Origin of the sequence: Streptomyces xantholiticus (genome assembly GCF_014651015.1) — a bacterium.
GTDB classification, from domain to species: Bacteria; Actinomycetota; Actinomycetes; order Streptomycetales; family Streptomycetaceae; genus Streptomyces; species Streptomyces xantholiticus.
The window spans coordinates 86,544-113,542 of the sequence record NZ_BMWB01000008.1 but is presented as its reverse complement, the minus strand read 5'-3'; the positions used below and the strand labels follow the sequence as shown (position 1 = coordinate 113,542).

Here is a 26,999-nt window from a genome sequence, read left to right as displayed (position 1 = left end):
CTGGCCTTCGCCCTCGCCGCGTGCTCCAACGAGGCGGTCGAGCAGGTAGACAAGGAGGTCGACGAAACGCACGAGGTGACATACCAGGTCACCGGCAGGAGCGCCGACTCGATCCAGTTCCACGGCGGTGGGGGCGATGCGCCGAACCCGAAGATCGAGACGGTGGACAGGCCCACCCTGCCGTGGAAGAAGACGGTCACGCTCCGCGGCATCATGCCCGCGGCCGTGATGCCGGTCGCCGACCCCGCCGGCGCCGGGATCATGTGCAGGATCACGCACAAGGGCAAGGTGCTCGCCGAGGAGAACGGCAAGGCGCTGGTGCCCTCGGGTGGCTGCGTGGCGGAGTCCCCGGTCGGCGGCCGACTCCTCCCGCACACCCCTCTTCCCGTTACTGACCTGCGGTCATGTCGTCGCGACGGGGCGACTGTCAGTGGCATGGTGCACGGTGGTTCCCACATCGGGTCGAACGATCTGCAGGGGGGATCCATGACCGTGTCGGAAACCGTCGCGAGGACCGGAACGGAAGCGCTGAGGCCGCACGCGGAGGACGCGTTCGCCGACGAACTGAGGGCGCTGGCCGCGCTCGACGACAGGCCTCGCCCGGTGAACTGGCGGCTGTCGCCATGGGCCGTCGCCACCTATCTGCTCGGCGGCACACTCGCCGACGGCACGGTGATCACGCCGAAGTACGTGGGACCCCGCCGGATCGTCGAGGTCGCCGTCACCACGCTCGCCACCGACCGCGCTCTTCTGTTGCTCGGCGTGCCCGGCACCGCGAAGACATGGGTGTCGGAGCATCTGGCGGCAGCCGTCAGCGGCGACTCCACCCTCCTCGTGCAGGGCACCGCCGGCACTCCCGAGGAGGCCATCCGCTACGGCTGGAACTACGCCCAGCTGCTGGCCCACGGCCCCAGCCGCGACGCACTGGTGCCCAGTCCCGTCATGCGCGCCATGTCCGAGGGGATGACCGCGCGGGTCGAGGAGTTGACCCGCATCCCGGCCGACGTGCAGGACACGCTCATCACGATCCTGTCCGAGAAGACGCTCCCCGTCCCCGAGCTGGGGCAGGAGGTGCAGGCCGTCCGCGGCTTCAACCTCATCGCCACGGCCAACGACCGCGACCGCGGCGTCAACGACCTCTCCAGCGCCCTGCGCCGCCGGTTCAACACCGTCGTCCTGCCGCTGCCCGAGACGGCGGAAGCAGAGGTCGACATCGTGGCGCGGCGCGTCGACCAGCTAGGACGCTCGCTGGACCTGCCGGCCGCGCCGGAAGGCCTGGACGAGATCCGCCGCGTCGTCACGGTCTTCCGCGAGCTGCGCGACGGTGTGTCCAGCGACGGTCGCACAAAGATCAAGTCCCCGTCCGGCACCCTGTCGACGGCCGAGGCGATCTCCGTCGTCACAGGCGGCCTGGCGCTGGCCGCGCACTTCGGCGACGGCGTGCTGCGGCCGGGCGACGTGGCGGCCGGCATCCTCGGTGCGGTCGTGCGCGACCCGGCGGCCGACCGGGTCGTCTGGCAGGAGTACCTGGAGACCGTGGTGCGCGAGCGGGACGGCTGGAAGGACTTCTACCGCGCCTGCCGCGAGGTGAGCGCATGACCGGCCCGCTCCTGCTCGGAGTCCGTCACCACGGTCCGGGCTCGGCCCGGGCGGTGCGGGCCGCGCTGGAGGCGGCCGCACCCGCGGTCGTGCTGATCGAGGGCCCGCCGGAGGGCGATGCCCTGCTGCCGCTGGCCGCCGACGAGCAGATGCGTCCGCCCGTCGCCCTGCTCGCCCATGCCACGGACGACCCGGGCAGGGCCGCGTTCTGGCCGCTGGCCGAGTTCTCCCCCGAGTGGGTGGCTGTCCGGTGGGCGCTGGCCAACGGGGCGGCGGTGCGGTTCATCGATCTGCCTGCGGCGCATTCGCTCGCGCTGACCGACGAATTCCGCACGGAGGACGAGGACTCCGGCAAAGAGGCGCCGGATGTGCGCATCGACCCGATCGCGGTGCTCGCGTCCACCGCCGGGTACGACGATCCGGAGCGGTGGTGGGAGGACGTCGTCGAACTGCGCGGCGGCCGGGGTCGTCAGGGGCCCCGGGCCGACGAAGCCGCCGGCCAGCCGGGCGGGGGCGCCGCGGCGTCCGACGGCGCCGATCCGTTCGCCCCGTTCGCCGCGCTCGGGGAGGCCATGACCGCACTGCGGGAGACGTACGGCCACGGCGGCCACGATCGGGATCTCGTCCGTGAGGCCTGTATGCGGCTGCAACTCCGCGCGGCCAGGAAGGAGTTCGGGGACAGCGCTGTCGCGGTCGTCTGCGGCGCTTGGCACGTCCCCGCGCTCGAAGCGAGGACGACGGTCACCGCCGACAGGGCCCTCCTCAAAGGGCTCCCCAAGGTCCGGACCGAGATGACCTGGGTTCCCTGGACACACCGCAGGCTGGCCCGCCGCTCCGGGTACGGGGCGGGCATCGACTCGCCCGGCTGGTACGGGCATCTCTTCGGGGCGCCCGACCGGCCCGTCGAGCGCTGGATGACCAAGGTCGCCAGGCTGCTGCGGGACGAGGACCGCATGGTGTCCTCCGCCCATGTCATCGAAGCCGTCCGGCTCGCCGGGACACTGGCCGCCGTGCGAGGCCGCCCGCTCGCGGGGCTGACCGAGACGGTCGACGCCGTCCGGGCCGTGATGTGCGACGGCTCCGACGTACCGCTCGACCTCGTCCGGGACCGGCTCGTGGTGGGGGACGTCCTCGGCGAGGTGCCCGACACGGCGCCCGCCGTACCGCTCCAGCGGGACCTGACCCGGCAGCAGCGCGGCCTGCGGCTCAAGCCGGAGGCGCTCGAGCGCGAGCTGGAACTCGACCTGCGCAAGGAGAGCGACGCGGCCAAGAGCCGGCTGTTGCACCGGCTGCGGCTGCTCGCGGTGGGCTGGGGCGAGCCGGTCACCGGGCGGGGGAGCACCGGCACGTTCCGGGAGACCTGGCGGCTGCGCTGGGAGCCGGAGCTGTCCGTGAAGGTCGCGGAGGCCGGAGTATGGGGCACTACGGTGCTCGCCGCCGCCACCGCCAAGGCCGAGACGCAGGCCGTCTCCGCGACGGCGCTCTCGGAGGTGACGGCGCTCGCCGAGCAGTGCCTCCTCGCGGAACTGCCGGACGCGCTCCCGGTGGTGATGAAGGCACTCGCGGACCGGGCCGCTCTCGACGCCGATGTGAGCCACCTCGCGCAGGCACTGCCCGCGCTGGCCCGCTCGCTGCGGTACGGCGACGTACGGGGCACCGACACGGCCGCGCTCGGCGAGGTCGCCGCAGGACTCGCCGAGCGGATCTGCGTCGGCCTGCCGCCCGCGTGCACCGGACTCGACGCGGACGGGGCGGCCGAGATGCGCGGCCACCTCGACGGCGTGCACACCGCCGTCGGTCTGCTGCCGGACGCCGACGGTACGGGCGAGCGCTGGCGGACCGTCCTGCACAGACTCGCCGCCCGCGACACCGTCCCCGGAGTGATCCGCGGGCGCGCGGCCCGGCTGCTGCTGGACGAGGGGCGGCTCGAGGAGGACGAAGCCGCGCGTCTGATGGCTCTCGCGCTCTCCCCGGGCACGGAGCCGGCCGAGGCGGCGGCCTGGATCGAAGGCTTCGTCGGCGGCGCGTCCGGGGGAGGGCTGCTGCTGGTCCACGACGAGCGCCTGCTCGGCCTCGTCGACTCCTGGCTGACCGGCGTACCGGTGGGGGCCTTCACCGATGTGCTGCCGCTGCTGCGCCGTACCTTCTCCGCGTACGAACCGGGCGTCCGCCGCACGCTCGGCGAGCTCGTCCGGCGAGGGCCGGGTGCGGCGGCCGGGTCGGCGGGCACGGACGCCGGCACACCCGGGTTCGGCCCCGGCCTCGACGCCGCGCGCGCGGACGCGGTGCTTCCCGTGCTGCAGCTGCTGCTCGGCATCGATGACAACGACCTGGCGGGGGTGGCCCGATGACGGCGAGCACAGAAGCAAGCGCGAGCAAGCACACGGGCGCGAGCAGTACTGGCGTCGACGACGAGCGGCTGCGGCGGTGGCGGCTGGTGCTGGGCGGAGAATCCGGCGCGGACGGCACGGGTTGCGCACTGACCGGCACGGACGCGGCGATGGACGGGGCACTCGCCTCCCTCTACGGCAAGGGCTCAGGCACCGGTGCCGGCAACGGGAACCGCAGCGGCAGCAGGTCGGCGGGGCTCGGCGCGTCCGCGCCGTCCGTCGCCCGCTGGCTGGGCGACATCCGCACGTACTTCCCCAGCTCGGTCGTCCAGGTGATGCAGCGCGACGCGATAGACCGGCTCGGCCTCTCCACGCTGTTGCTGGAGCCGGAGATGCTGGAGGCCGTCGAGGCCGACGTGCACCTCGTCGGCACCTTGCTGTCGCTCAACAAGGCCATGCCGGAGACGACGAAGGAGACGGCCCGTGCGGTCGTGCGCAAGGTCGTCGACGAACTGGAGAAGAAGCTCGCCACCCGCACCCGGTCGACGCTGACCGGTGCGCTGGACCGCTCGGCGAGGATCAACCGCCCGCGCCACCGCGACATCGACTGGGACCGCACGATCCGGGCGAACCTCAAGAACTACCTGCCGGAGTTCAACACCGTCGTCCCGGAGCGGCTGATCGGCTACGGCCGGGCGTCCCAGGCGGTGAAGAAGGAGGTCGTGCTCTGCATCGACCAGTCGGGCTCGATGGCCGCGTCCGTCGTGTACGCATCGGTGTTCGGCGCGGTGCTGGCCTCCATGCGCTCCATCGCGACCCGGCTCGTCGTCTTCGACACGGCGGTCGTCGACCTGACCGACCAGCTCGACGACCCGGTGGACGTCCTGTTCGGCACTCAGCTCGGCGGCGGGACCGACATCAACAGGGCGCTGGCGTACTGCCAGTCGCAGATCACCCGCCCCGCCGACACCGTCGTCGTGCTGATCAGCGACCTCTACGAGGGCGGGATCCGCGACGAGATGCTGAAACGGGTCGCGGCGATGAAGGCGTCCGGAGTGCAGTTCGTCACTCTGCTGGCGCTCTCCGACGAGGGCGCCCCGGCCTACGACCGTGAGCACGCGGCCGCCCTCGCGGGGCTCGGAGCACCGGCGTTCGCCTGCACGCCGGATCTCTTCCCGGACGTCATGGCCGCGGCCATCGAAAAACGGCCGCTCCCCATACCGGACATGGCGGCCCATCAGTAGCAGGACAGGACAGGGTGATCCATCGGTGACATCGGTGACAGGGGGCTTGCGTCGCCCTGGGAGCCTCGTGCGAGCATCGCCTTGATCCGGCCCGACGCCGACCAAGAGAGAGGGCCCGCCCCGTGACTTCCGCAGCGCTCCGCCCCGCTGCCGACCCGCGCGCGCTGCGCCGGGCGGTGTACGGGCGTCGCATGCTGCGGGTCCTGCTCTTTCTCGGCGGGGTTCTGACGCTCGGTCTTCTTCTCGGCGCTCCGGCGTACGCGGCCGAGTCCGGCGCGGGCTCCACTGCGGAGGTTCGGGCCGAAGCCCGGCAGAAGAGCGGCGCCGACGCGACGGTGGCCTCCCGGTCGACCGGGTCACAGGCGCCTGCCTCGGCTTCCACGGCGCCCGGGTCCACTAAGTCCGCACCGTCCGACGGTGCTTCCCCGCGGGTCGACTCCGCCACCTCCGCCGAGCGGCCCGCCGAACGGGAACTGCGGCGTGCGGCCGACGAGTCCATGAGCGCCGTCGAGGCCGCGGCCGCCGCAGGCACCGCCCGGACAGCGGAAGCGGTCCGTGCGGTGACGCGTCCGGTCACCGACGGCATGGGGTGGCTGACCGGTTTGCCGGCCGGGATCATCGCCGGTCCGCTGCCCGGCGGCCATCTGCCGGCACCTGGTGTCGTCGTCCCCGGCGATCTTCCGGCGGCACAACTGGCACCGGGTGGAGCGCCGTTCACCAGCGCCGGTACGGCCCCGGCCGTGGGCGGCGCACGCTCCTCGGCCGACGCCGGGCAGCCCGCCCTCGTCGGCATCGACCGGGACTGCGGCGCGCAGGGTGGGGGCTTCGGCACGGCGCGGCTCGTGTCCGCGAAGTCCCCGGTGCACACGCCCGCACCTGGGCCCGTCGATCCGCGCAAGCACCAGCAGGGCGCGGTGCAGCAGTCGAGCGAGACCCAGGCGCCTCGCCCGGGCGACCAGCCGGCGGCGACGTTCGCCGACGTTTCTCCGGACGCTTCCGCCTCGGGCCCCGGCTGTCCGGCGGCGGAGCCGCCGACCCGCGACAGGCCGCGCGACGTTCTCGAATTCCCCGGCTAGGGCAAGGCATTCCCGCGCCTCAGGACCTGCCACGCGGGGGTGGGCAGGTCTGCCCGCCACTCCGGAGCCCTTCTGCTGCTCCGGACCGCCGAACGAATTCGAAGGAACCACCAAGCATGCACAAGAACATCCGCCGCTCGATCGCCGTCGCCGCCACGGCCACCGGTATGTGGGCCCTCGGGACCGCCGTGGCCAGTGCCGACGAGGCACCCGTCTCCGTGCCGTTGTCCACCCCGGACCAGGCCACCGACGCGGCCGACGCGGTCGACCTGTCGCTCGGCGCCGATGCCGGGGACGCCGCTGCCGGCCTCCGGGTCGCCGACGAGGACGTCGTCGGTGTCGAGGCGGAGAGCCGGTTGTCCTCGGCCGGCCTCCAGGGCGTGACGTCCGACGTCCAGGACCGGGCCCGCCAGTACGTCGAGGGTGAGCTCCCCTCCTACGAGGTCCCGTCCGTCCCCGGCGCGCAGCTCCCCTCCGTCGGCGTCCCGGCCGCCCCGCATGTCGACGTCCCGGCCGCGCCTTCCGCGGACGCCCCGGCCGTCGACGCCGACATCGACTACCTCTTCGGTCCGCTCTCCGCCTTCGCGCACGAGCTCGGCCAGGTTCCGGCCGGTGCCGAGGCCCGGGCCCAGGGCGTGGTGGAGGCGTCCGGCCCGATCGTCGACGAGACCTCCGCGGCCGTGCTGCCGCCCGTCGTGGCCACGGCCCTGGCCGGCGCCCAGCCGGTCGCCGCTCAGGCCGTCGGTGACGCGGGCGTCCTCGCCCATGGCGTGGCCGCCGAGGTGCAGCCGTTCGCCGGCGGGGTCGGCGACCGGGTCCAGCCGTTTGCCGGTGGCGTGGTGTCCGAGGCACAGCCGTTCGCGACGGGCGCCCTGGGCGAGGTGCAGCCCTTCGCGGCCGGTGTGGTCGCCGAGGTGCAGCCGCTGGTCGACACGGTGGCCGGCCACGCCCACCCGCTCGCCCAGGGCGTCGGCCACAGCGCCACCGGTCTGGTCCACGGCGTGGCCGCCCAGGTGGACCCGTTCGCCGCGGGACTGGTCTCCGAGGTGCAGCCCTTCGCGCAGAACATTGCGACGAACGTCACGGGCGACGCCGTGCCGCTCGCCGGGAACGCCGCCGGCGGTGTGCAGGGCGTCGTCTCCGACATGACGCCGAGCTTACCTGCCGTACGGCATCTGAGCAGCGCCGCCGTCAGGCCGCCAGGTGCCTGACCAGGCAACCAGCACGCGGCCGGGACGTCCCCGTCGTCCGGAGGGGCGTTCCGGCCGCCTCGGCATCCCAGGCCGCGCCGGCCCTGGACCGGCCGTCCGGCCGGGGTGGCCTCTGTGACTGTAATCACCACGTAGGTGTGATCTGCGATTTAGGGGCGCAGGTCCGGCGGGGATAACCTGCCAGGCGGACATGCCGCGCCCACGGACACCGTGTGTGCCTCCCTTGTGACAAGAGCAGTCACGTTGCCCTTCGCGGCACGCCCACGCAGACAACGAACCGCGATCTTCAGAAAAGGGACGGACGCGCGTGGACCTGTTCGAGTACCAGGCGAGGGACCTCTTCGCCAAGCACGGTGTACCGGTGCTGGCCGGTGAAGTCATCGACACGCCTGAGGCGGCGCGCGAAGCCACCGAGCGGCTGGGCGGCAAGTCGGTCGTCAAGGCGCAGGTGAAGGTCGGCGGCCGCGGCAAGGCCGGCGGTGTGAAGCTGGCCGCCACCCCGGACGAGGCCGTCGCCCGTGCGACGGACATCCTCGGGATGGACATCAAGGGCCACACGGTCCACAAGGTGATGATCGCGGAGACCGCTCCGGAGATCGCCGAGGAGTACTACGTCTCGTACCTCCTCGACCGCACCAACCGCACCTTCCTGGCCATGGCCTCCGTCGCCGGCGGCATGGACATCGAGGAGGTCGCCGCGACGACCCCCGAGAAGCTGGCGAAGGTACCGGTCGACGCCAACGAGGGCGTCTCCATCGAGAAGGCGCGCGAGATCGTCGCCCAGGCCCAGTTCCCGGCCGAGGTCGCAGAGAAGGTCGCCGAGGTGCTGGTGACCCTGTGGAAGACCTTCATCGCCGAGGACGCGCTCCTCGTCGAGGTCAACCCGCTGGCCAAGGTCGCGAGCGGTGAGGTCATCGCCCTCGACGGCAAGGTGTCCCTCGACGAGAACGCCGACTTCCGCCAGCCGGAGCACGAGGCCCTCGAGGACAAGGCCGCAGCCAACCCGCTCGAGGCTGCCGCCAAGGCCAAGAACCTCAACTACGTCAAGCTCGACGGCGAGGTCGGCATCATCGGCAACGGCGCGGGTCTGGTCATGTCGACCCTCGACGTCGTCGCCTACGCCGGTGAGGCGCACGGCAACGTGAAGCCCGCCAACTTCCTCGACATCGGCGGCGGCGCCTCCGCCGAGGTCATGGCGAACGGCCTCGAGATCATCCTCGGCGACCCGGACGTCAAGTCCGTGTTCGTCAACGTCTTCGGTGGCATCACCGCCTGTGACGAGGTCGCCAACGGCATCGTCCAGGCGCTGGAGCTCCTGGCCTCCAAGGGCGAGGAGGTCACCAAGCCGCTGGTCGTGCGCCTCGACGGCAACAACGCGGAGCTGGGTCGCAAGATCCTCTCCGACGCCAACCACCCGCTGGTCCAGCGCGTGGACACCATGGACGGCGCGGCCGACAAGGCCGCCGAGCTCGCTGCTGCGGCCAAGTAAGGGAAGAGGGACTGTAGAACCATGGCTATCTTCCTGAACAAGGACAGCAAGGTCATCGTCCAGGGCATGACCGGTGCCACGGGCATGAAGCACACCAAGCTCATGCTGGGTGACGGCACCAACATCGTCGGCGGCGTGAACCCGCGCAAGGCCGGCACGTCCGTCGACTTCGACGGCACCGACGTACCGGTCTTCGGCACCGTCGCCGAGGCGATCGAGAAGACGGGCGCGAACGTCTCCGTCCTCTTCGTCCCGCCGGCCTTCGCCAAGGCCGCCGTCGTCGAGGCCATCGACGCCGAGATCCCGCTGGCCGTCGTCATCACCGAGGGCATCGCGGTGCACGACTCCGCCGCCTTCTGGGCGTACGCGAAGTCCAAGGGCAACAAGACCCGCATCATCGGCCCGAACTGCCCCGGTCTCATCACGCCGGGCCAGTCCAACGCCGGCATCATCCCGGGCGACATCACCAAGCCCGGCCGCATCGGTCTCGTGTCGAAGTCCGGCACGCTGACCTACCAGATGATGTACGAGCTCCGTGACATCGGCTTCTCCTCGGCCGTCGGCATCGGTGGCGACCCCGTCATCGGTACGACGCACATCGACGCGCTCGCCGCGTTCGAGGCCGACCCCGAGACGGACCTGATCGTCATGATCGGTGAGATCGGCGGCGACGCCGAGGAGCGTGCGGCCGACTTCATCAAGGCCAACGTCACCAAGCCGGTCGTCGGCTACGTCGCGGGCTTCACCGCGCCCGAGGGCAAGACCATGGGCCACGCCGGCGCCATCGTCTCCGGCTCCTCCGGCACCGCCCAGGCGAAGAAGGAGGCCCTCGAGGCCGCGGGCGTCAAGGTCGGCAAGACGCCGACCGAGACGGCCAAGCTGGCGCGCGCCATTCTCGCCGGCTGACCTTCCGCTGTACGTATGTGGGCCCGCTCCCCGGGCGAGGGGGCGGGCCCACACGCGTGTCGGCGCGGCCGCTCAGTGCAGCAGCGGTACCAGGCGCGCAGGGCCGCCGGCCGGCTCGGCGCGCAGCTTGCCCAGCAGCCGTTTGTCCTCGGCCGTCAGCGCGTGCGGGCCGTGCTGCGGGGCGGGCACGCCTTCGATCTGCCGGGCCGCAGGCAGCGGCGGTTCGTACTGCCGCGGGGCGGTGACCAGTGTGAAGACTGTCGCCGCGGTGAGCAGCGTGATCGCAGAGGCGACGATGAGCGTCCATGTTTTCGTCCGGCGCTCGCAGCCCCTGCGCACAGTCCTCGCAGATGGGGTCGTGAACGGCCCGGGACCCACGCCGACCAGTGCCCGCAACCGGTCCCGCAGCACGCGCGCGTCCGCCAGTTCGGGGAGCCGTTCGGCGAGGGCCGCGCGCGCGTGCACGAGGCGGTTCACGGTGGCCGGGGTGCTGGCCTCCGTCTCCGCCGCGGTATCCGGCAGGCCGAGGCCCAGGCCGTCGTGGAGCAGCAGGGCGCGACGGCAGGCCGGGGGAAGCTCCTGCAGCGCTTCGAGCAGCCCGCGGCGGGGGTCTTCCGCGGGCAGCTCGTCGGGGTACCGGTGGACGGATCGCAGCCGGTTCCACGGGGACATGGCGTACTCGTGCGCGACGGCCCGGACCCAGCCTGCCGGGTCCCGGTCCACGGCGACCTCCGGCCAGCGCTGCCAGGCGTGGTGGAACGCGCGCTCCACCGACTCGAGGGAGAGCAGGCGACGGCCGGTGAGCAGATACGTCTGGCCCACGAGGCCCGGGGCGGCACCCGCGTACAGCACGTCGAAGGCCTCCTCCGGGCTGAGCGCGGGCCGGATCGGGGCCACGGGAGCGGGGGCGGGCTCCGGTGGTGGAACCGGCGCGGTGAGGGCTCGGGAGTCCGGTGGTGGAACCGGGGCGATGAGGGGCCCGGAGTCCGGCGGCAGTTGCCCGGCGGGGACTGCGGGCGTGGGCGACGGCGTGGGTGTCGGGGTCCCGGGCGCCTTCTCGTCCGGCGCACCGGACGACGCGAGCATCCGGGCGTACGCCTCGCGCTTGCGCCCCCTGGGGGTCGAACGCCCGGCCTCCCAGGAGCGGACCGTCGCCCGTGTGACGCCGATGGCTGCCGCGACGGCGTCCTCGGAGATCGACCTGGCCTCCCGCAGGCTGCGCCGTTCCTTCGGCGGCGGCAGCGGGGTGCCGGAGGCGGAGCGGGCGGTGCTCTTGGTCATGAAGGGCCCCCAGCGGCACAGTACTCGACGAAAAAGCACATAAGCGTATCTTGAGCGACACATCGGTCATTGGCCTGTTGCATGGATAAAGCGCGTGTCGTTGGCAGCATGGCCGCGTGACCCAAGTGACCGAACAGAGCCCGTCGATGCCGCAAGCCCCGGTCGCCGTGCAGGGCGGCACATCGGTCGCGCTGGTCGCCTCGTTCGTGCGCGGCGCGACGGCGGCCGGACTCGGACTCGGTCTGATCGCCGTGTTCGTGACGGTGATGTGGATCAGTTCGCCCTTCCCCGACAGCGACCCCGGTGACGCGCTGCATGTGGCGGCGGCGCTGTGGTTGCTCGCCCACGGCACCGAACTCGTACGGGCGGACACCCTCTCCGGGGCTCCCGCACCCATGGGGGTCGCGCCGCTGTTACTGGTCGCGCTGCCGGTCTGGCTGGCGCACCGGGCGGCGCGCGACGCACTGGAACCGGACCCGGGCAGGCCGCGACCGTCCGCGTGGAGCGCGCCGATCATGGTGGCCTGCGGATATGTGATGGTCGGGGCGCCGGTCGTGCTCTACGTCGCAGGCGGCTCGTTCGCCGCGGACCCCCTGAGCGCGCTGGTCCATCTGCCGCTCCTGACGCTGCTCGCGGCGGCCTCCGGGGCCTGGACCGCGAACGGACTGCCGCTCGGCCCACTGCCGTCCTGGGTGCCGCAGCGACTGCGGGTGGCCCTGGCCCGCAGCCGGATGTCCGCCGCGCTGCGATCCGCGGCCGCCGGCGCGCTCGCGCTGCTCGTCGGCGGTGCGGTGCTCGTCGTGGCCTCGACGGTCTGGCACGGGCGGGCGGCGCAGGAGTCGTTCATGAACCTGTCGGGGGAGTGGTCGGGCCGGACGGCGATCGCCCTGCTGGTCCTGGCGCTGGTGCCCAACGCGGCGGTCTGGGGCGCGTGCTACGGGCTGGGGCCGGGCTTCGCCGTCGGCACGGGCGCCACGGCCACGCCGCTCGCCCTGACCGGTACGCCCGCCCTTCCCGACTTCCCCCTGCTCGCGGCCGTGCCGGACCAGGGGCCGGGTACACCTCTGCACTGGGCGGCAGTCGCGGTGCCGGTCGTCGCGGCTGCGGTGCTGGCCTGGTTCACGGTGGGAGCGGCGGCACCTCGGTACGGGGAGCGCGAGACGGCCTGGCGGCCCGGCGACACCGCCCGCGCGGCGCTGCTCGGCGCGGTCGGCTGTGCGGGACTGACGGCGCTGCTCGCCGCGGCGTCCGGCGGCCCGCTCGGCACCGGCAGACTCGCGGCGTTCGGGCCCGTGTGGTGGCTGGTCGGCCTTGCGGCACTGGCCTGGACGGCCGGCCTGAGCATCCCGCTGGCGTTGGTGCTGCGGGCGTGGCGGCTGCGGACACCGGCGCAAGGGTGGTGGCCAAGGCTGCTGGGCCGTCACTCCGCCCAGGCCGCCGACGGGTCGGCGGGGGCGGCCGTCGCCGAACCCGCGGTGCCCGAGGCACCCGCCGAACGGAGCGCGGCCTCGGAGGCGGACCTCGACCCCGCGTCGGACCTCCTCGACGACGAGTCCGAGCTCTACGACTACCTGCCGCAGGACACCTGGGCCGATCGGGCGCCGAACGAGGACCGGTGGGCGGCACTGAAGGAGTCCTCCGGCGACCCGGACTCACCGCCGGTGCCGGCGCGCGGCGCGACGGCGGCCGGTCCGGATTCCGGGGCCGGGCCCGAGCACCCGGCCGCACCTGAGCCGGCGGCGGCGTTCCCGGCGGCACGGCCCGAACCCGATGGTGCCGCCGGGGAGACGCTCGAGTCGGAGCCCGAGCCGCCCGTGGACGACGAGGCCCGATGAACCGCCCGTGGCGAGCGTGGGCCCGGGACGGCCGGGCGGCCTCTACTCCTTCACGCCCAGCACGCCACGCAGCGGCTCGGGGAGCTTCTCGTTGCAGGTCAGCTGTCCCGACTTGGTCAGCGCGTCGTTCACACAGGTGTAGTAGTCGCGGTAGACCAATTGCGCCGTGAACGACGCAGCCACGATCACCAGCGCGATGCTCGCCATCACCAGGCCGCTGACGGCCGCCGTGATCTGCGGCCGGTTCGAGGTGGCAGCCGCGGCCGCGGAGGCGGGTGCCGACGGAGGCGGGGCGTTCGGCGGGGTGCCGCCGCCGGTCAGGGCGTCGGCGGTCACCCGGCTGCGCGGCTTGGCGCGCAGGGAGCTGATGCTCCAGTACAGCGCGAGCGCGCCCAGCAGCAGGGCGATCTCGGGGAAGTCGAACAGCGCGAAGAAGAAGGCCCACATGCCCGACAGCAGGGCGTACCGCGCCCGGCGCTGCGCCGGGTCCGTCGGGTCCCAGCGCAGACCGGGGCCGCCGGAACCACCGGGGCCGCCCTTCCCCTCCGGCCCGTTCTGGCCGGCGCCCGGCCGGCCGCCGAAGCCGCCGCCCGAGGAACGGCCGGGCTGGCGGCTGCTCCACTGGCTGCCCCGGTTCGACCCCGATCCGGAAGCCGGGCCGGAGCCGGAGTCCGAACCGTCGGAACCGGACGAGCCGGACGACGACGGGGCGTCGTTCGACGAGGGGTGGCGCGGCTGCCACGGCTGGTCCGGCGTGCCCTCCGGCGGCGGCGCGAAGGGGTTGCTGTCGTCCGTGGACTGGCGCTCCCGCGGCAACAGGAGGTCCGTACGGCGGCGTCGGTCCGGCATCTGGTGAACGTCTTCCCCTCGTCATGCCCTGGTCGGGTCCGTCTGGACGCGGGCCCTGCCCCCAGACGCTACCGTCCGGCCACGCCCCCGTCCCGTGGGGGCCGTCCTGTGTGCCGGTATCGTTGCTGACGGTCGACCTCTTCGTAGAGTTCCCCGTATCAGGGGATGCGACTCGTTTGTACGACCGCACAAAGTCGCACCGTAAGCCGCACCGTAACGCGAAAAGAGTCCCTTCCGTGGCTGCCGCCCGCCTCGTCGTCCTGGTCTCCGGATCGGGAACGAACCTCCAGGCCCTGCTCGACGCGATCGCCGACGATCCCGAAGGATTCGGGGCGGAAGTCGTCGCCGTCGGTGCGGACCGCGGCGACATCGCCGGTCTGGAGCGTGCCGAGCGCGCCGGGCTGCCGACCTTCGTCTGCCGGGTGAAGGACTTCGCCTCCCGCGAGGAGTGGGACGCGGCCCTGACCGAGGCGACCGCCGCGTACGAGCCGGACCTCGTGGTCTCGGCCGGGTTCATGAAGATCGTGGGGAAGGAATTCCTCGCACGGTTCGGCGGGCGCACCGTCAACACGCACCCCGCGCTGCTGCCCAGTTTCCCCGGTGCCCACGGAGTGCGGGACGCGCTCGCCTACGGCGCGAAGGTGACCGGGTGCACCGTCCACTTCGTCGACGACGGCGTCGACACCGGCCCGATCATCGCCCAGGGCGTGGTCGAGGTACGGGACACGGACGACGAAGACGCTCTCCACGAGCGCATCAAGGAAGTCGAGCGATCGCTGCTCGTCGAGGTCGTGGGGCGTCTCGCCCGGCACGGCTACCGCATTGAGGGACGAAAGGTTCATGTCGGTGAATAAGTCGGGTAACAAGCCCATCCGTCGCGCACTGGTCAGCGTCTACGACAAGACGGGTCTTGAGGAGCTTGCCCGCGGGCTGCACGAGGCCGGCGTCGAGCTCGTGTCCACCGGCTCGACCGCCTCGAAGATCGCCGCCGCCGGGGTGCCCGTGACCAAGGTCGAGGAACTGACCGGCTTCCCCGAATGCCTGGACGGCCGCGTCAAGACGCTCCACCCGCGCGTGCACGCCGGCATCCTCGCCGACCTGCGCCTGGACGCCCACCGCGAGCAGCTCGCCGAACTGGGCGTGGAGCCGTTCGACCTGGTGGTCGTGAACCTGTACCCGTTCAAGGAGACCGTCGCCTCGGGCGCGAGCCCCGACGAGTGCGTCGAGCAGATCGACATCGGCGGCCCGTCCATGGTCCGTGCCGCCGCCAAGAACCACCCGTCGGTGGCGGTCGTCACCAGCCCCGGCCGTTACTCGGACGTGCTCGCGGCCGTCCGCGAGGGCGGTTTCGACCTCCCGGCCCGCAAGCGGCTCGCCGCGGAGGCGTTCCAGCACACCGCCGCGTACGACGTGGCCGTCGCCTCCTGGTTCGCATCCTCCTACGCGCCCGCCGACGAGAGCGACTTCCCCGACTTCCTGGGTGCCACGTGGGAGCGCGAGAACGTCCTGCGCTACGGCGAGAACCCGCACCAGCCCGCGGCGCTCTACACCTCCGGCAGCGGCGGCCTCGCGCAGGCGGAGCAGCTGCACGGCAAGGAGATGTCGTACAACAACTACACGGACACCGACGCCGCGCGCCGGGCCGCGTACGACCACTCCGAGCCCTGCGTCGCGATCATCAAGCACGCCAACCCGTGCGGCCTCGCGATCGGCGCCGACGTGGCAGAGGCGCACCGCAAGGCGCACGCCTGCGACCCGCTGTCCGCGTTCGGCGGCGTGATCGCCGTCAACCGTCCTGTGTCCGTCGCGATGGCCGAGCAGGTCGCCGAGATCTTCACCGAGGTGATTGTGGCGCCCGGCTACGAGGACGGCGCGGTCGAGGTCCTGGCCAAGAAGAAGAACATCCGCGTGCTGCGCGCCGAGGGCGCCCCGGCGAACCCGGTCGAGCTCAAGCCCATCGACGGCGGCGCGCTGCTCCAGGTCGCCGACCGTCTCCAGGCCGACGGCGACGACCCGGCGAACTGGACGCTCGCCACCGGCGACGCGCTGTCCGCCGACGAGCTCGCCGAGCTGGCCTTCGCCTGGAAGGCCTGCCGCGCGGTCAAGTCCAACGCGATCCTGCTCGCCAAGGACGGTGCGTCCGTCGGCGTCGGCATGGGTCAGGTCAACCGGGTCGACTCCGCGAAGCTCGCGGTCGAGCGGGCGGGTGAGGAGCGCGCACGCGGCTCGTACGCCGCCTCCGACGCGTTCTTCCCGTTCCCCGACGCCTTCGAGGTCCTCGCCGAGGCCGGCGTCAAGGCCGTGGCCCAGCCGGGCGGCTCGGTCCGTGACGAGCTGGTCGTCGAGGCGGCTCATAAGGCCGGCGTGACGATGTACTTCACGGGGACGCGGCACTTCTTCCACTGAACGTGAGCCCCGCGGACGGGCCCGCCGGTCGGGACGACCGGCGGGCCCGTCCGTACCGCCGTTCCTGCCGTTTCCGCAGAAGTTCGCGGGCCCGGCCGCCGACGTACCTTTCGTTGGTCGTTGGTCGTTGGTCGTTGGTCGCAACGGTCGTATCGCCCGTCGTACTTGGGACAGCCGTACGACGTCGTGACCGCCGGCCCAGGATGCCTCAGGCTCGGCCGACTCCCGCCGACGGCCCGGCCGACGCGGTGCGTCGGCCGAAGCGGAGCGCCGGCAAGACCCGCGTCCGCGACCCGGGAACGGCCGAAGGCCGTGAACCCGCCGGGGCGGGGTCACGGCCTTCGAAGCGGCGCGGAGCGGGACTTACGCGCGCTGACGGTTGAACCAGGCGCCACCGTCGGACTTGCCGACGAACACGGCGACGAGGATCGCCAGAACGGTGTGCACCAGGCCCACCAGGATGAACGGGTAGATGCCGAGCACCGCGGTGATGATGCCGAACACCATGGTGGTGACGCGGATGCCGTTGCCGCCGCTGCCGAACTTGGCGGCGAGGAAGACGGCGAAGACACCCCAGGCCAGGATGAGCGCCACGATGAACCAGATGACGCCGATGGAAAGGTCGGCAGCCTCCTGGAACTGCAGCTCGTCGCGGAGCGCCGGGTCATCCTTGGCCGCACTGACGCCGAAGGCGGTGAGCGCGCCGAAGATCACACCGATCAGCTGGAGGCCGCCGATCACGAAGAGCATCACGCGGGCCGCCTTGACGCCGCCCGGCATCTCCTGCGGCACCGGCGCGTAACCGCCGCCACCGTACGGCTGGACGGGCGGGGCCTGCGGGTAGCCGTAGCCGGGCTGCTGGCCCTGCTGCTGGCCGTAGGGGTTGTTCGGGTCGCCGAAGCTCATGGCGGGTTCCTCCGTTTGAAATGCGGGGACGACGCGGTCCGAGCGGAGGAACTGCATGGTTTTTTGCTGTTTTGCCCCCCGGCACTGCCCGCGGCACTGCGCGGCTCATAGTCGTCTGACAATGGACTTTTTGTCCAGCCGGAATCCGTATGTGTTGTGCAAGTGCAACCTGTTGGCCATCCGCCCGTCGAGACGCGGGCAGGGCGGATTGGAACCGGGGCGGGTGCATCCGCGAGGATGGGGGTATGAGCGCCCAGATTCTCGATGGCAAGGCCACCGCAGCCGCGATCAAGTCCGATCTGACCGCCCGCGTGGCGGCCCTCAAGGAGCGGGGTGTCACGCCCGGCCTGGGGACCCTGCTCGTCGGGGACGACCCGGGGAGCCGCTGGTACGTCAATGGCAAGCACCGCGACTGCGCACAGGTGGGTATCGCGTCCATCCAGCGCGAACTGCCCGCGGACGCCACGCAGGAGGAGATCGAGGCGGTCGTACGGGAGCTCAACGAGAACCCCGAGTGCACGGGCTACATCGTCCAACTCCCGCTTCCCAAGGGCATCGACGCAAACCGGGTTCTCGAACTGATGGATCCCGACAAGGACGCGGACGGGCTGCACCCGATGAGCCTCGGCCGGCTCGTGCTCGGCATCGCGGGGCCGCTGCCGTGCACCCCGTACGGCATCATCCAACTGCTGCGCCACCACGGAGTGGAGATCAAGGGCGCCAACGTCGTGGTGGTCGGGCGTGGCATCACCATCGGGCGGCCGATGCCGCTGGTGCTGACCCGCAAGTCCGAGAACGCGACCGTGACGCAGTGCCACACCGGTACGCGCGACCTCTCCGCCCACCTGCGCCAGGCCGACATCATCGTCGCGGCCGCCGGGGTACCGCACCTGATCCGGCCCGAGGACGTCAAGCCGGGCGCGGCCGTGCTCGACGTCGGCGTCAGCCGCGACGAGAACGGAAAGATCGTCGGCGACGTCCACCCGGACGTCGCGGAGGTGGCCGGCTGGGTCGCCCCCAACCCGGGCGGTGTCGGCCCGATGACGCGCGCACAGCTGCTGGTGAACGTGGTCGACGCGGCCGAGCGCGCGGCGTCGGCCGGTTCCGCGGCCTGAGGGTGGCTGACCCCATGGAGGTACGCGCGGACAGCACCGCCGCCCACGGGCCGGGCGACGCGGACCGGCGGGCGGGGGAGGACCCCGTTCCCGCCCGCGGGGCCGATGCGCCCGGGGCGCAGCCCGATCCTGCCGGCCGCACCGGCGCGGCCCGCGAGGCGGCGGCCGGAGCCGAGGCGGCCGGTGCGGCGGGGCTCGGCTCCGCCCGGGGGAGCGGGGCCGCGGAGCAGGCCGAGCCGGATGTGGCCGAGGCAGGCGCGCCCTCCCGGGCCGGGGCGGCCGACAGCGGGAAGGCAGTCGCTGGCGCTGCGGCACAGGGCGGCGCCCGCCGGTCCGGCCCTGCCGGCCCCGACCGGCCTGCCGGGGCCGAGGCTTGCCCGGTGGGTGAAACCCAGGAGCCGGACGACGGCGCCGGCCGTCCGGCCGGGTCCCGGCGGCCGCCGACCGTCACGCGGGACACCGCGCGGCCCGAGGGCGGCGGGCGTGCCGCCCGCGGGGACGCGCCCGCCCCCGCGCGGCAGTGGCCGCTGCTCAGCGTGCTCTCCCTGACCGGCATCGGCTTGCTGATCGTCGGCACCAACGCCTTCGCCGACGCCTTCCGGGTCGGCACGATGCTGATCGGCGCGGCTCTGATCCTCGGTGCCGTACTGCGCCGCGTCACGCCGTCCGTCGGCATGCTCGCCGTCCGCTCCCGCTTCACCGACATGATCACGTACGGCCTCCTGGGCACGGTGATCGTTCTGCTCGCGCTGGTGGTGCAGCCGAAGCCGTGGCTCGATGTGCCCTTCCTGGAAGACGCGGTTCATTTCACCGTGCGTTAGCGCCCGGGGTCCGAAGTGTCGCCCTCTCACGCGAGTAGCTTGATTCGGAGATGGTCCGCTCGTCACCCGCAGTGACAGCGACCGGTTGCCGCGCGAGAGGGACGTTCACCCGATGGCCAAGATCAAGGTAGCCAACCCCGTCGTCGAGCTCGACGGCGACGAAATGACCCGCATCATCTGGCAGTTCATCAGGAACAAGCTGATCCTGCCGTACGTCGATGTCGAGCTGCACCGCTTCGACCTGGGCATCCAGCATCGCGATGCCACCGGCGACCAGGTGACCGCCGACGCCGCCGGGGCGGTCGCGAAGCACGGCGTGGGCGTCAAATGCCCCACGATCGCGCCCGACGAGGCGCGCGTCGAGGAGTTCAACCTCAAGGCGATGTACCGCTCGCCCGAGGACACCATCCGGGAAGTCCTCGGCGGCGTCGTCTTCCGCGAGCCGGTCATCATGGAGAACGTCCCCCGCCTCGTACCCGGCTGGACCAAGCCGATCGTCGTCGGCCGGCACGTCTTCGGTGACCAGTACCGTGCCACGGACATCAAGGTCCCAGGGCCCGGCACGCTCACGATGACGTACACCCCCAGGGACGGCTCGGACCCGGTCGAGCTCGAGGTCCATGAGTTCTCCGGCCCCGGCGTCGCGCTCGGCATGGTCAACCACGACGACTCGATCCGGGACTTCGCGCGCGCCTCGTTCCGTTACGGCCTGGCCCGCGGCTATCCCGTCCTTCTGTCGACGAAGAACACGGTCCTCAAGCGGTACGACGGCCGGTTCAAGGACATCTTCCAGGAGGTGTTCGACGCCGAGTTCAAGGCGGAGTTCGACCGGGCCGGTCTGACGTACGAGCACCGTCTCATCGACGACATGGTGGCGGCGGCGCTCAGGTCGGAAGGCGGCTACCTCTGGGCCTGCAAGAACTACGACGGTGACGTCCAGTCGGACGCCGTCTCACAGGGCTTCGGTTCGCCGGGCCTGATGACCTCGGTGCTGATGTCCGCGGACGGCAGCACGGTCGTGGCGGAGGCGGCGCACGGCACGGTCACCCGGCACTACCGCATGCACCAGCACGGCCGGGCGACGTCGACCGACCCGATCGCCTCGGTCCATGCCTGGTCACGAGGCCTGGCCCACCGGGGCAGGCTGGACGGTACCCCGGAGGTGATCCGGTTCGCGGAGACGCTCGAGCAGGTGTGCAGGGAGACCGTCGAGAGCGGTCAGATGACCAGGGACCTGGCGCTGCTGATCTCCCGCAACCAGCCGTGGCAGACCACGGAGCAGTTCCTGGACACGCTGGACGCCAATCTGCAGAAGAAGATGGTGGACCGCACGGCGCTGTGAGCGGCCGGGCCGGCGGCTCACGGACGAGGGCGACGGCGCCTGTACGAGGGCGACGGTGCCCGTACGAAGGTGACGGCGCCCGTGCGAACGAGACGGCGCCCGTCCTCTCCCCCGAGGGAGGACGGGCGCCGTCGTGGGTTCCAGAGTCATGCACGCGCCAAGAGCGTTCAAGGGGCGACTGTGGCCTGTGGCACGGAAGTGACCATTCCGCCACGGTGTGATCGTCGTGCTACGGATGCGAGACTGGGGCCGCATCCGACGCCCATCGGTTGCGCCGGGGGTAAACACAGCACATTCGGGGGACTAGGGGGAAGTATCGATGCCTCGTTGGAAGGAATTGCCCGAGGAGCTCGACCCGGAGGTACGCGAGTTCACCGGCCAGCTGCGCGGGCTCGTCGACCGCAGCGGACTGAGCATCTCGGCCGTCTCGGACCGCACCGGGTACAGCAAGACGTCCTGGGAGCGTTATCTCAACGGGCGGCTCCTCGCGCCCAAGGGCGCGGTCGTCGCGCTCGCCGAGGTGACCGGCACGGACACGGTCCATGTGACCACCATGTGGGAGCTCGCGGAGCGTGCCTGGAGCCGTGCCGAGATGCGGCACGACATGACGATGGAAGCGATACGAATATCGCAGGCGCGCGAAGCGCTCGGCGGCGACGGCGCAGCGTCGGGAGCGCCCGGCGGACGGGGCTCGACCGGCTCCGGCGCCACAGGCGGCCGGTCCGCGGGCCATGGCCCTGGCGGCGGATCCGCCGGCAACACCTGGCCGACCGTCACCGAGTCGCCGTACGGCCCCGGACCGTACGGCGCCGCTGCCGCCCCCGCTCCCGGGGCCGGAGCGCGCCCGCCGCACCAGGGCGGAGAGGCCGCGTCCGCCCCGTCCGGGCCCGCCGGCACTGCCAGGCGCCGCCGCAAGGCCCCGTTCGTCGCCGCCGCCGTGGTGAGCGTGCTCATCGTGGGCACCGGCGGCTGGTTCCTCGTGAGCGGTGAGGGCGGAGACGGCCGCGAGGACCGCGCCACGCCGACCCCGTCCGTCACGCCGACCACCAGCAGCCCGAAGCTTCCGGCCGGGGTGAAGTGCAACGGCGACGACTGTGCCGGCCAGGACCCGGAGACCATGGGCTGCGGCGGCGAGTACGCCAGAACCGTCTCCACGGCGACCGTGGGCAAGGCGGTTATCGAGGTCCGCTACAGCGAGGTCTGCGGCGCCGGCTGGGCCCGTATCACCCAGGCGGTGCCCGGCGACGAGGTCCGGATCGCCGTCGGCGGCAAGGCCCGTCAGTCCGCTCTGGTCAACGACAACGACGCGTACACCCCGATGGCGGCAGTGCCGGATCCCGCCGATGTGAAGGCGTGCACCACGCTCAAGACCGGCACGGAAGGCTGTACTTCCGGACAGTGAGCGCCCTTGGGGCACTACCGCGTGAGCCGCGCCACAAGGGGGTGGGGATTGGGTCGGGCACGGGTCGGATAGCCTGACCGCTGGAAATCTCTTCACGTCAAGATTCAGCACGGGCGTGGACGAGAGGTCCCGTACGAGGGGCAGTGTTGCCCACCGCCAGCTGTCTTACGGAGATCGCCATGACCCGCACTCCCGTCAACGTCACCGTGACCGGCGCGGCCGGCCAGATCGGCTACGCGCTGCTCTTCCGCATCGCCTCCGGCCACCTGCTCGGCGCGGATGTGCCGGTCAAGCTGCGCCTGCTCGAGATCCCGCAGGGCCTCAAGGCCGCGGAGGGCACCGCCATGGAGCTCGACGACTGCGCCTTCCCGCTGCTCAAGGGCATCGAGATCACCGACGACCCGAACGTCGGCTTCGACGGCGCCAACGTCGCCCTCCTCGTCGGCGCCCGTCCCCGCACCAAGGGCATGGAGCGCGGTGACCTGCTCTCCGCCAACGGCGGCATCTTCAAGCCGCAGGGCAAGGCCATCAACGACAACGCCGCGGACGACATCCGCGTCCTCGTCGTCGGCAACCCGGCCAACACCAACGCGCTGATCGCCCAGGCCGCGGCCCCGGACGTACCGGCCGAGCGCTTCACCGCCATGACCCGCCTCGACCACAACCGCGCGATCTCGCAGCTGGCCGCCAAGACCGGCGCCGCCGTCTCCGACATCAAGCGCCTCACCATCTGGGGCAACCACTCGGCGACCCAGTACCCGGACATCTTCCACGCGGAGATCGCCGGCAAGAACGCCGCCGAGACCGTGAACGACGAGGCCTGGCTGGCCGACACCTTCATCCCGACCGTCGCCAAGCGCGGCGCGGCGATCATCGAGGCCCGTGGCGCGTCCTCCGCCGCCTCCGCCGCCAACGCCGCGATCGACCACGTCCACACCTGGGTCAACGGCACTGCCGAGGGCGACTGGACCTCCATGGGCATCCCGTCGGACGGCTCCTACGGCGTCCCGGAGGGCCTGATCTCCTCCTTCCCGGTCGTCTGCAAGGACGGCAAGTACGAGATCGTCCAGGGCCTGGACATCAACGAGTTCTCGCGCACGCGCATCGACGCGTCCGTGCAGGAGCTCGAGGAGGAGCGCGCCGCGGTCCGCGAGCTCGGCCTCATCTGACTCCGTCGTACGTCCGCCCCGGTCGCCCTGCGGCCGGGGCGGACGTGTGTGCGGGAACTGCCGGGGCGGTTCCGGAAGTCTGGGCTGTCATGCGCGTGATGATGATCCTGCCGGCTCTGACCGAAGCGACCAGTCCGCTCTTCCGCCCCATCAAGTACTCGCTGTTCCCGCCCCTCGGCCTCGCGACCCTCGCCGGGTACCTCGACGACACGGACGAGGTGACGCTCTACGACGAGCACGTCGAGCGCATCGACATCGAGTCCCTGCCCAGCCCCGACCTGCTCGTCCTCCAGCCGTACATCACCTCCGCCCGCCGCAGCTACGAGATAGCCGACCACTTCCGGGCGCGCGGTGTGCACGTGGCGATGGGAGGGCTGCACGTCACCTCACTGCCCGACGAGGCCGCGCAGCACGCCGACACGATCTTCACCGGGCCGGGGGAGGAGCAGTGGCCGCTGTTCCTGAAGGACTTCCGGGACGGGGCGGCCGCCGGCCGCTACGACTCCACCGCGCAGCGCACCCTCGTCGGCCTGCCACCCGTCCGCCGTGACCTGATCAAGCGGCACCTCTACCTCGTCCCCAACTCGATCGTCGTCTCGCGGGGCTGCCCGCACCACTGCGACTTCTGCTACAAGGACGCGTTCTTCGAGGGCGGCAAGTCGTTCTACACGCAGACCGTCGACGACGCCCTCTCCGAGATCGACCGCCTGCCGGGCAAGCACCTGTACTTCCTCGACGACCATCTGCTGGGCAACCGCCGTTTCGCCGAGTCCCTGTTCGACGGCATGAAAGGGATGGGGCGGCTCTGGCAGGCCGCCGGAACGGTCAACTCGGTGCTTCAGCCGGATCTGTTGGAGCGCGCCGTGGACGCGGGGCTGCGCAGCCTGTTCGTTGGCTTCGAGACCGTCAACGACGCGAACCTCGCCGAGCGCCGCAAGAACCAGAACATCGGCAAGGACTACGACGCGGCGGTCCGCCGCCTCCACGACGCCGGCGTCATGGTCAACGCCAGTTTCGTCTTCGGCCTGGACCAGGACGGTCCCGACGTCTTCGACCGCACCGTGGAATGGGCGGTCGAGCAGGGCATCGAGACGGCGACGTTCCACATCATGACGCCGTACCCGTCCACCGGACTGTGGAAGCAGATGGAGGCAGAGGACCGGATCGTGCACCGCGACTGGGACCTGTACGACACCCGCCATGTCGTCTACCGCCCCCAGGGCATGACGCCGGAGCAACTGGAGGCCGGCTACCGGCGCGCGTACCGCGACTTCTACCGCTGGTCCAACATCTGGCGCGGCGCCTCCGCCCAGCCCGGCACGCACGAGCGCCTTCGGCACCTGGCGTACGCGGGCGGCTGGAAGAAGTTCGAGCCCGCCTGGGACGCGCTGATCCGCTCCAGGCGCACGGTCCGCGCGATGCCGATGCTGGAGCGCACGCTGGCCGCGTTCGGCGGCCGCAGGGTTGAACCGGCTTCCGGGGCACGGGCGTCGGCCAGGCCCTGAAGTGTCCACACGCCTACGGGCCCGCCGTCGGCCCGATCCGCCCGATCCGCCAGATCGGCCCGACGGGTCCGGTCGCGTCCAGTGGCCTTCGACAGCCGGCCGGGGAAGCGGCGCGCCCGGCCTTCGCGGGCGGCGCCGCCGGCCGAGAACGTCCGCCGCGGCGGTCAGTCGCAGTCCTGTCGGCGCGGGACGGAGGCGGACGGCGGCCCCGCGGGCTCAGCCCATGACCGCGACCGACGTCGCCACCGTGACCGCGACCATCGCGGCCTGCATGTTGCGGATCGCGGTACGGACGCTCTCGCCGGCCCACTGGCCGTCGGCGATCTCCGTCATCCGTGGTGAGAGCTGCTTGCGCGGCAGGTCGGGGAAGGCGAGGCGGTGGAGCTTCGCGGAGTGGATCAGGGCGACGAGGCCGGCCGTGCGGTCGTCCGGAGTGGCGCCGTGGAGGACGACGGCGGCCAGGCGTTCGCGCAGTTCGCGCTCGGTCGAGCCGTCCGCCTCCGGGTAGCGCTTCACCGGGAAGAGGCCCAGGACCTTGTGCTGCTCCTCGGCCACGAGGCCACGCCCGCGGAGGCTGTCGATCGTGGCGCTGACGGCCTTGGAGTGGTCCTTCGTCAGCCAGTCCGTGACCTTCGGCGGCTTGTTCCTCCTGCCCGCCCAGGCCGCGAGCTGCTCCAGACGGCCGTCGAGGAGAGGGGTGCCGGTGGTCGTACGGTCGGTGACCTCGACCCGCCCGTCGTCCACCGAGACCCGTCCGGCCATGACGAGATCGAGCAGGATGGCGCCCGCCACGGCCCACCCGGCGGACTGCCGGTCCTTCGCCGCCCCGGACTCGTCGTCCAGCGACAGCAGCATGATCTCCTCGCCCAGCGTGACCGCCATGCGTGTTCCCCCTCGATCCAGTGGTCTCCTGATCATTGAGACGGCCGGGCGTCACGCCCAGTTCCCCGGAGGCGGCGTCCGAGGACTCGCGCCGCCGGCAGTCGCGGCAGTTCCCCGCGACCGTCGATGCGAAGGGGCGGCCGCAGTCCTCGACCGGCGCGGCGGCCTTCGGCAAGCTCGGGCGGCAGCCAGTGCTCAACGCGGTACGCGAGGATCCGGGACGGCCGGTACAGGGTGCCTGCGGATAGCGCGGCGGCTACCCGCGACCCGCGGCCCGGGTCGCGGTCCAGATACGTCGTGACGGCCGGGACCAGGCCGGCGGTGCCCCTGGGCGCGCCGTGCCCCGGCGGAGCGGGGGCACGGTCAGGAAGCGCTGACTACGGCCCGATCTCGAACTCGGGCGGCTGGAGACCCGCGAGGCATCCCGTGTTCGGCGCGGTCGGACTGTCGAAGAACGAGGCGGTGATCGCTTGCGCACACGGTGACTCGGCGAAGGCGACATGGGCGACGTAGGGGACCGTGACGGAGGTGGACCTGCTCAGCGTACGGGCGGCGTACGCACCGTTGCTCGCCCCGGTCTGGGCGTCGAACCCGGCTGACACGACCAGGGTGGGGATGTCGCTCCGCGTCACTTTCCGGATCGAGCGCGGTGCCGCGGGGACCTCCCAGGCGCGGCAGATCCGTCGTGAGCGGCGCCCTTCAGCCGTCCTCGAGGTGGGCGGCAAGGGCTTCGTCACCGCCGGCCGGCGCCTGCCTGGTGACCGACGGGACGGCGGACCGGCCGTGACGGGGGCTACTCGCCCGGCGCGCCCGAGTTGACGTGGACCGAGGCTATGCGGTCGAGGTCGTCGAAGAGGACGTCGACCGTGCCGCCGTTCGGGAGTCCCGCGCTCATCCGGTCCTCTGTGCGGCGCTGCGGCAGGTCGTGGTGGCCGAAGTAGCCGGCCACCACCCGGCGGGCCGATCCACCGAGGAGGCCCGCGCCGGTGAGCAGGACGCGAGGCAGGGTGATGGCGTCGGGTTCGGCACGGGGGACCTGCGGATCGTCCGAGACCATGTACGCCCGGCCGTCGGCGCTCGCCTGTACGCCGATGTATCCGGCGGCGCCGAGCACGCCCATCGCGGTGAACGCGAGGGTCTCGACGGCGCGGCGGGGCTCGTCGTGCCCGGCCAGGGGGACGAGCTCGTCGGTGAACTCGTTCAGACCGTGCGCCTGCCCGTACGCACGGACCCGTTCGGCCGCCGCGACCACCGGTGAGCCCGCGAAGCCGGGGTTGGCCCAGGCCCACAGCCACGCCTGCTCGTGTACGTCGAAGGTCCCCAGGAGCGAGACCCTCAGCTCCCGCCCGGCCTGCCGGTACAGGCACTGTCCGAGGTCGGCGCTCCACTCGCCCATGGGCATGTACTCGTTGAACGTCTCGAGCTGTTCCGCGCCCCAGGCGGCGTGCTGCTCGGTGAGGTGGAGGAACGGGTCGCTGAAGGTCATGGACATGAGCAGACCCTATGGGGCGCCGCCGGCAGCCGTTCGGGCCGCCGAGGGGGCCGCCCCGTGAGCCATGTCACTTTCCGTCAGCCGTTGCGCATGGTTTCTCCGGTCCCGGGCAGGCGGCCAGATCGCTGAGTCAGCAGAC

The 26,999-nt window shown here is 72.1% G+C and carries 22 protein-coding genes; 16 read left to right on the top strand and 6 right to left on the bottom strand.

The features are described 5' to 3' along the window. The first annotated feature begins 486 nt into the window (after positions 1–486). The 7 genes from IE198_RS15120 (at position 487) to sucD (ending at position 9,855) form a co-directional block, all read left to right on the top strand. Entirely contained in the window at positions 487–1,599 is a 1,113-nt protein-coding gene (locus tag IE198_RS15120) for an ATP-binding protein (protein ID WP_189886955.1), read from the top strand. Continuing rightward, a complete protein-coding gene (locus IE198_RS15115; protein ID WP_189886719.1) occupies positions 1,596–3,950 on the top strand; it encodes a DUF5682 family protein in 2,355 nt (784 codons plus the stop codon). The genes IE198_RS15120 and IE198_RS15115 overlap by 4 nt, the downstream gene beginning before the upstream one ends. Continuing rightward, positions 3,947–5,173, top strand: coding sequence for a VWA domain-containing protein (locus IE198_RS15110; protein ID WP_189886718.1), 1,227 nt, complete (start codon positions 3,947–3,949; stop codon positions 5,171–5,173). Before IE198_RS15115 ends, IE198_RS15110 begins: the two co-directional genes overlap by 4 nt. Positions 5,174–5,295: 122 nt before the next feature. Next, the gene (locus IE198_RS15105; protein WP_189886717.1) at positions 5,296–6,249 is read left to right on the top strand and encodes a hypothetical protein; all 954 of its coding nucleotides are present in this window, start codon (positions 5,296–5,298) and stop codon (positions 6,247–6,249) included. A gap of 116 nt (positions 6,250–6,365) precedes the next feature. Continuing rightward, positions 6,366–7,460: a hypothetical protein gene (locus IE198_RS15100; RefSeq protein ID WP_189886715.1), complete on the top strand. Its 1,095-nt coding sequence runs from the start codon at positions 6,366–6,368 to the stop codon at positions 7,458–7,460. 307 nt (positions 7,461–7,767) lie between these two features. Next, a complete protein-coding gene (gene sucC / locus IE198_RS15095; protein ID WP_189886713.1) occupies positions 7,768–8,949 on the top strand; it encodes an ADP-forming succinate--CoA ligase subunit beta in 1,182 nt (393 codons plus the stop codon). 21 nt (positions 8,950–8,970) lie between these two features. After that, entirely contained in the window at positions 8,971–9,855 is an 885-nt protein-coding gene (sucD, locus tag IE198_RS15090; protein ID WP_189886711.1) for a succinate--CoA ligase subunit alpha, read from the top strand. Positions 9,856–9,927: 72 nt separating this feature from the next. Here sucD and IE198_RS15085 read toward each other — a convergent pair whose 3' ends face one another. Beyond that, positions 9,928–11,136, bottom strand: coding sequence for a helix-turn-helix domain-containing protein (locus IE198_RS15085; RefSeq protein ID WP_189886709.1), 1,209 nt, complete (start codon positions 11,134–11,136; stop codon positions 9,928–9,930). Positions 11,137–11,252: 116 nt separating this feature from the next. On the opposite strand from IE198_RS15085, the gene IE198_RS15080 reads away from it, so the two are divergent. Then, a complete protein-coding gene (locus IE198_RS15080; protein ID WP_229833966.1) occupies positions 11,253–12,971 on the top strand; it encodes a cell division protein PerM in 1,719 nt (572 codons plus the stop codon). Positions 12,972–13,013: 42 nt separating this feature from the next. On the opposite strand, the gene IE198_RS15075 is transcribed toward IE198_RS15080, so the two are convergent. Next, positions 13,014–13,820 (bottom strand): hypothetical protein, encoded by an 807-nt coding sequence (locus tag IE198_RS15075; RefSeq protein WP_189886707.1) that lies wholly within the window; start codon positions 13,818–13,820, stop codon positions 13,014–13,016. A 236-nt stretch (positions 13,821–14,056) separates the two neighbouring features. On the opposite strand from IE198_RS15075, the gene purN reads away from it, so the two are divergent. Then, positions 14,057–14,674 (top strand): phosphoribosylglycinamide formyltransferase, encoded by a 618-nt coding sequence (gene purN, locus IE198_RS15070; RefSeq protein WP_189886705.1) that lies wholly within the window; start codon positions 14,057–14,059, stop codon positions 14,672–14,674. Next, positions 14,661–16,226 carry a bifunctional phosphoribosylaminoimidazolecarboxamide formyltransferase/IMP cyclohydrolase gene (gene purH, locus IE198_RS15065; RefSeq protein WP_189886703.1) on the top strand — a complete coding sequence of 522 codons (1,566 nt, stop codon included), beginning with the start codon at positions 14,661–14,663 and terminating at the stop codon, positions 16,224–16,226. The genes purN and purH overlap by 14 nt, the downstream gene beginning before the upstream one ends. 363 nt (positions 16,227–16,589) lie before the next feature. Here the strand turns inward: purH and IE198_RS15060 are convergent, their stop codons facing one another. Continuing rightward, on the bottom strand, positions 16,590–17,132 hold the full coding sequence (locus tag IE198_RS15060; protein WP_189886701.1) for a hypothetical protein: 543 nt from the start codon (positions 17,130–17,132) through the stop codon (positions 16,590–16,592). A 245-nt stretch (positions 17,133–17,377) separates the two neighbouring features. Between IE198_RS15060 and IE198_RS15055 the strand changes: the two genes are divergently transcribed. The 6 genes from IE198_RS15055 to IE198_RS15030 all read left to right on the top strand — a co-directional run bounded on the left by IE198_RS15055 (position 17,378) and on the right by IE198_RS15030 (position 24,486). Further along, a complete protein-coding gene (locus tag IE198_RS15055) occupies positions 17,378–18,247 on the top strand; it encodes a bifunctional methylenetetrahydrofolate dehydrogenase/methenyltetrahydrofolate cyclohydrolase (RefSeq protein ID WP_189886699.1) in 870 nt (289 codons plus the stop codon). A 14-nt stretch (positions 18,248–18,261) separates the two neighbouring features. After that, positions 18,262–19,068 carry a DUF3017 domain-containing protein gene (locus tag IE198_RS35200; RefSeq protein WP_229833965.1) on the top strand — a complete coding sequence of 269 codons (807 nt, stop codon included), beginning with the start codon at positions 18,262–18,264 and terminating at the stop codon, positions 19,066–19,068. Between the two features lie 112 nt (positions 19,069–19,180). After that, the gene (locus IE198_RS15045) at positions 19,181–20,410 is read left to right on the top strand and encodes an NADP-dependent isocitrate dehydrogenase (protein ID WP_189886697.1); all 1,230 of its coding nucleotides are present in this window, start codon (positions 19,181–19,183) and stop codon (positions 20,408–20,410) included. Between the two features lie 319 nt (positions 20,411–20,729). Beyond that, on the top strand, positions 20,730–21,812 hold the full coding sequence (locus tag IE198_RS15040; protein WP_189886695.1) for a DUF2690 domain-containing protein: 1,083 nt from the start codon (positions 20,730–20,732) through the stop codon (positions 21,810–21,812). Positions 21,813–21,991: 179 nt separating this feature from the next. After that, positions 21,992–22,981: a malate dehydrogenase gene (locus IE198_RS15035; protein ID WP_189886693.1), complete on the top strand. Its 990-nt coding sequence runs from the start codon at positions 21,992–21,994 to the stop codon at positions 22,979–22,981. Positions 22,982–23,079: 98 nt separating this feature from the next. Continuing rightward, positions 23,080–24,486, top strand: a complete 1,407-nt coding sequence (locus IE198_RS15030; RefSeq protein ID WP_229833964.1) for a B12-binding domain-containing radical SAM protein — start codon at positions 23,080–23,082, stop codon at positions 24,484–24,486. 216 nt (positions 24,487–24,702) lie between these two features. Here the strand turns inward: IE198_RS15030 and IE198_RS15025 are convergent, their stop codons facing one another. The 3 genes from IE198_RS15025 to IE198_RS15015 all read right to left on the bottom strand — a co-directional run bounded on the left by IE198_RS15025 (position 24,703) and on the right by IE198_RS15015 (position 26,860). Next, the gene (locus tag IE198_RS15025) at positions 24,703–25,368 is read right to left on the bottom strand and encodes a GOLPH3/VPS74 family protein (protein ID WP_189886689.1); all 666 of its coding nucleotides are present in this window, start codon (positions 25,366–25,368) and stop codon (positions 24,703–24,705) included. A 377-nt stretch (positions 25,369–25,745) separates the two neighbouring features. Beyond that, positions 25,746–26,105, bottom strand: a complete 360-nt coding sequence (locus tag IE198_RS15020) for an alpha/beta hydrolase (protein WP_189886687.1) — start codon at positions 26,103–26,105, stop codon at positions 25,746–25,748. 56 nt (positions 26,106–26,161) lie between these two features. Then, positions 26,162–26,860, bottom strand: coding sequence for a DUF6882 domain-containing protein (locus IE198_RS15015; RefSeq protein WP_189886685.1), 699 nt, complete (start codon positions 26,858–26,860; stop codon positions 26,162–26,164). Positions 26,861–26,999: the final 139 nt, after the last annotated feature.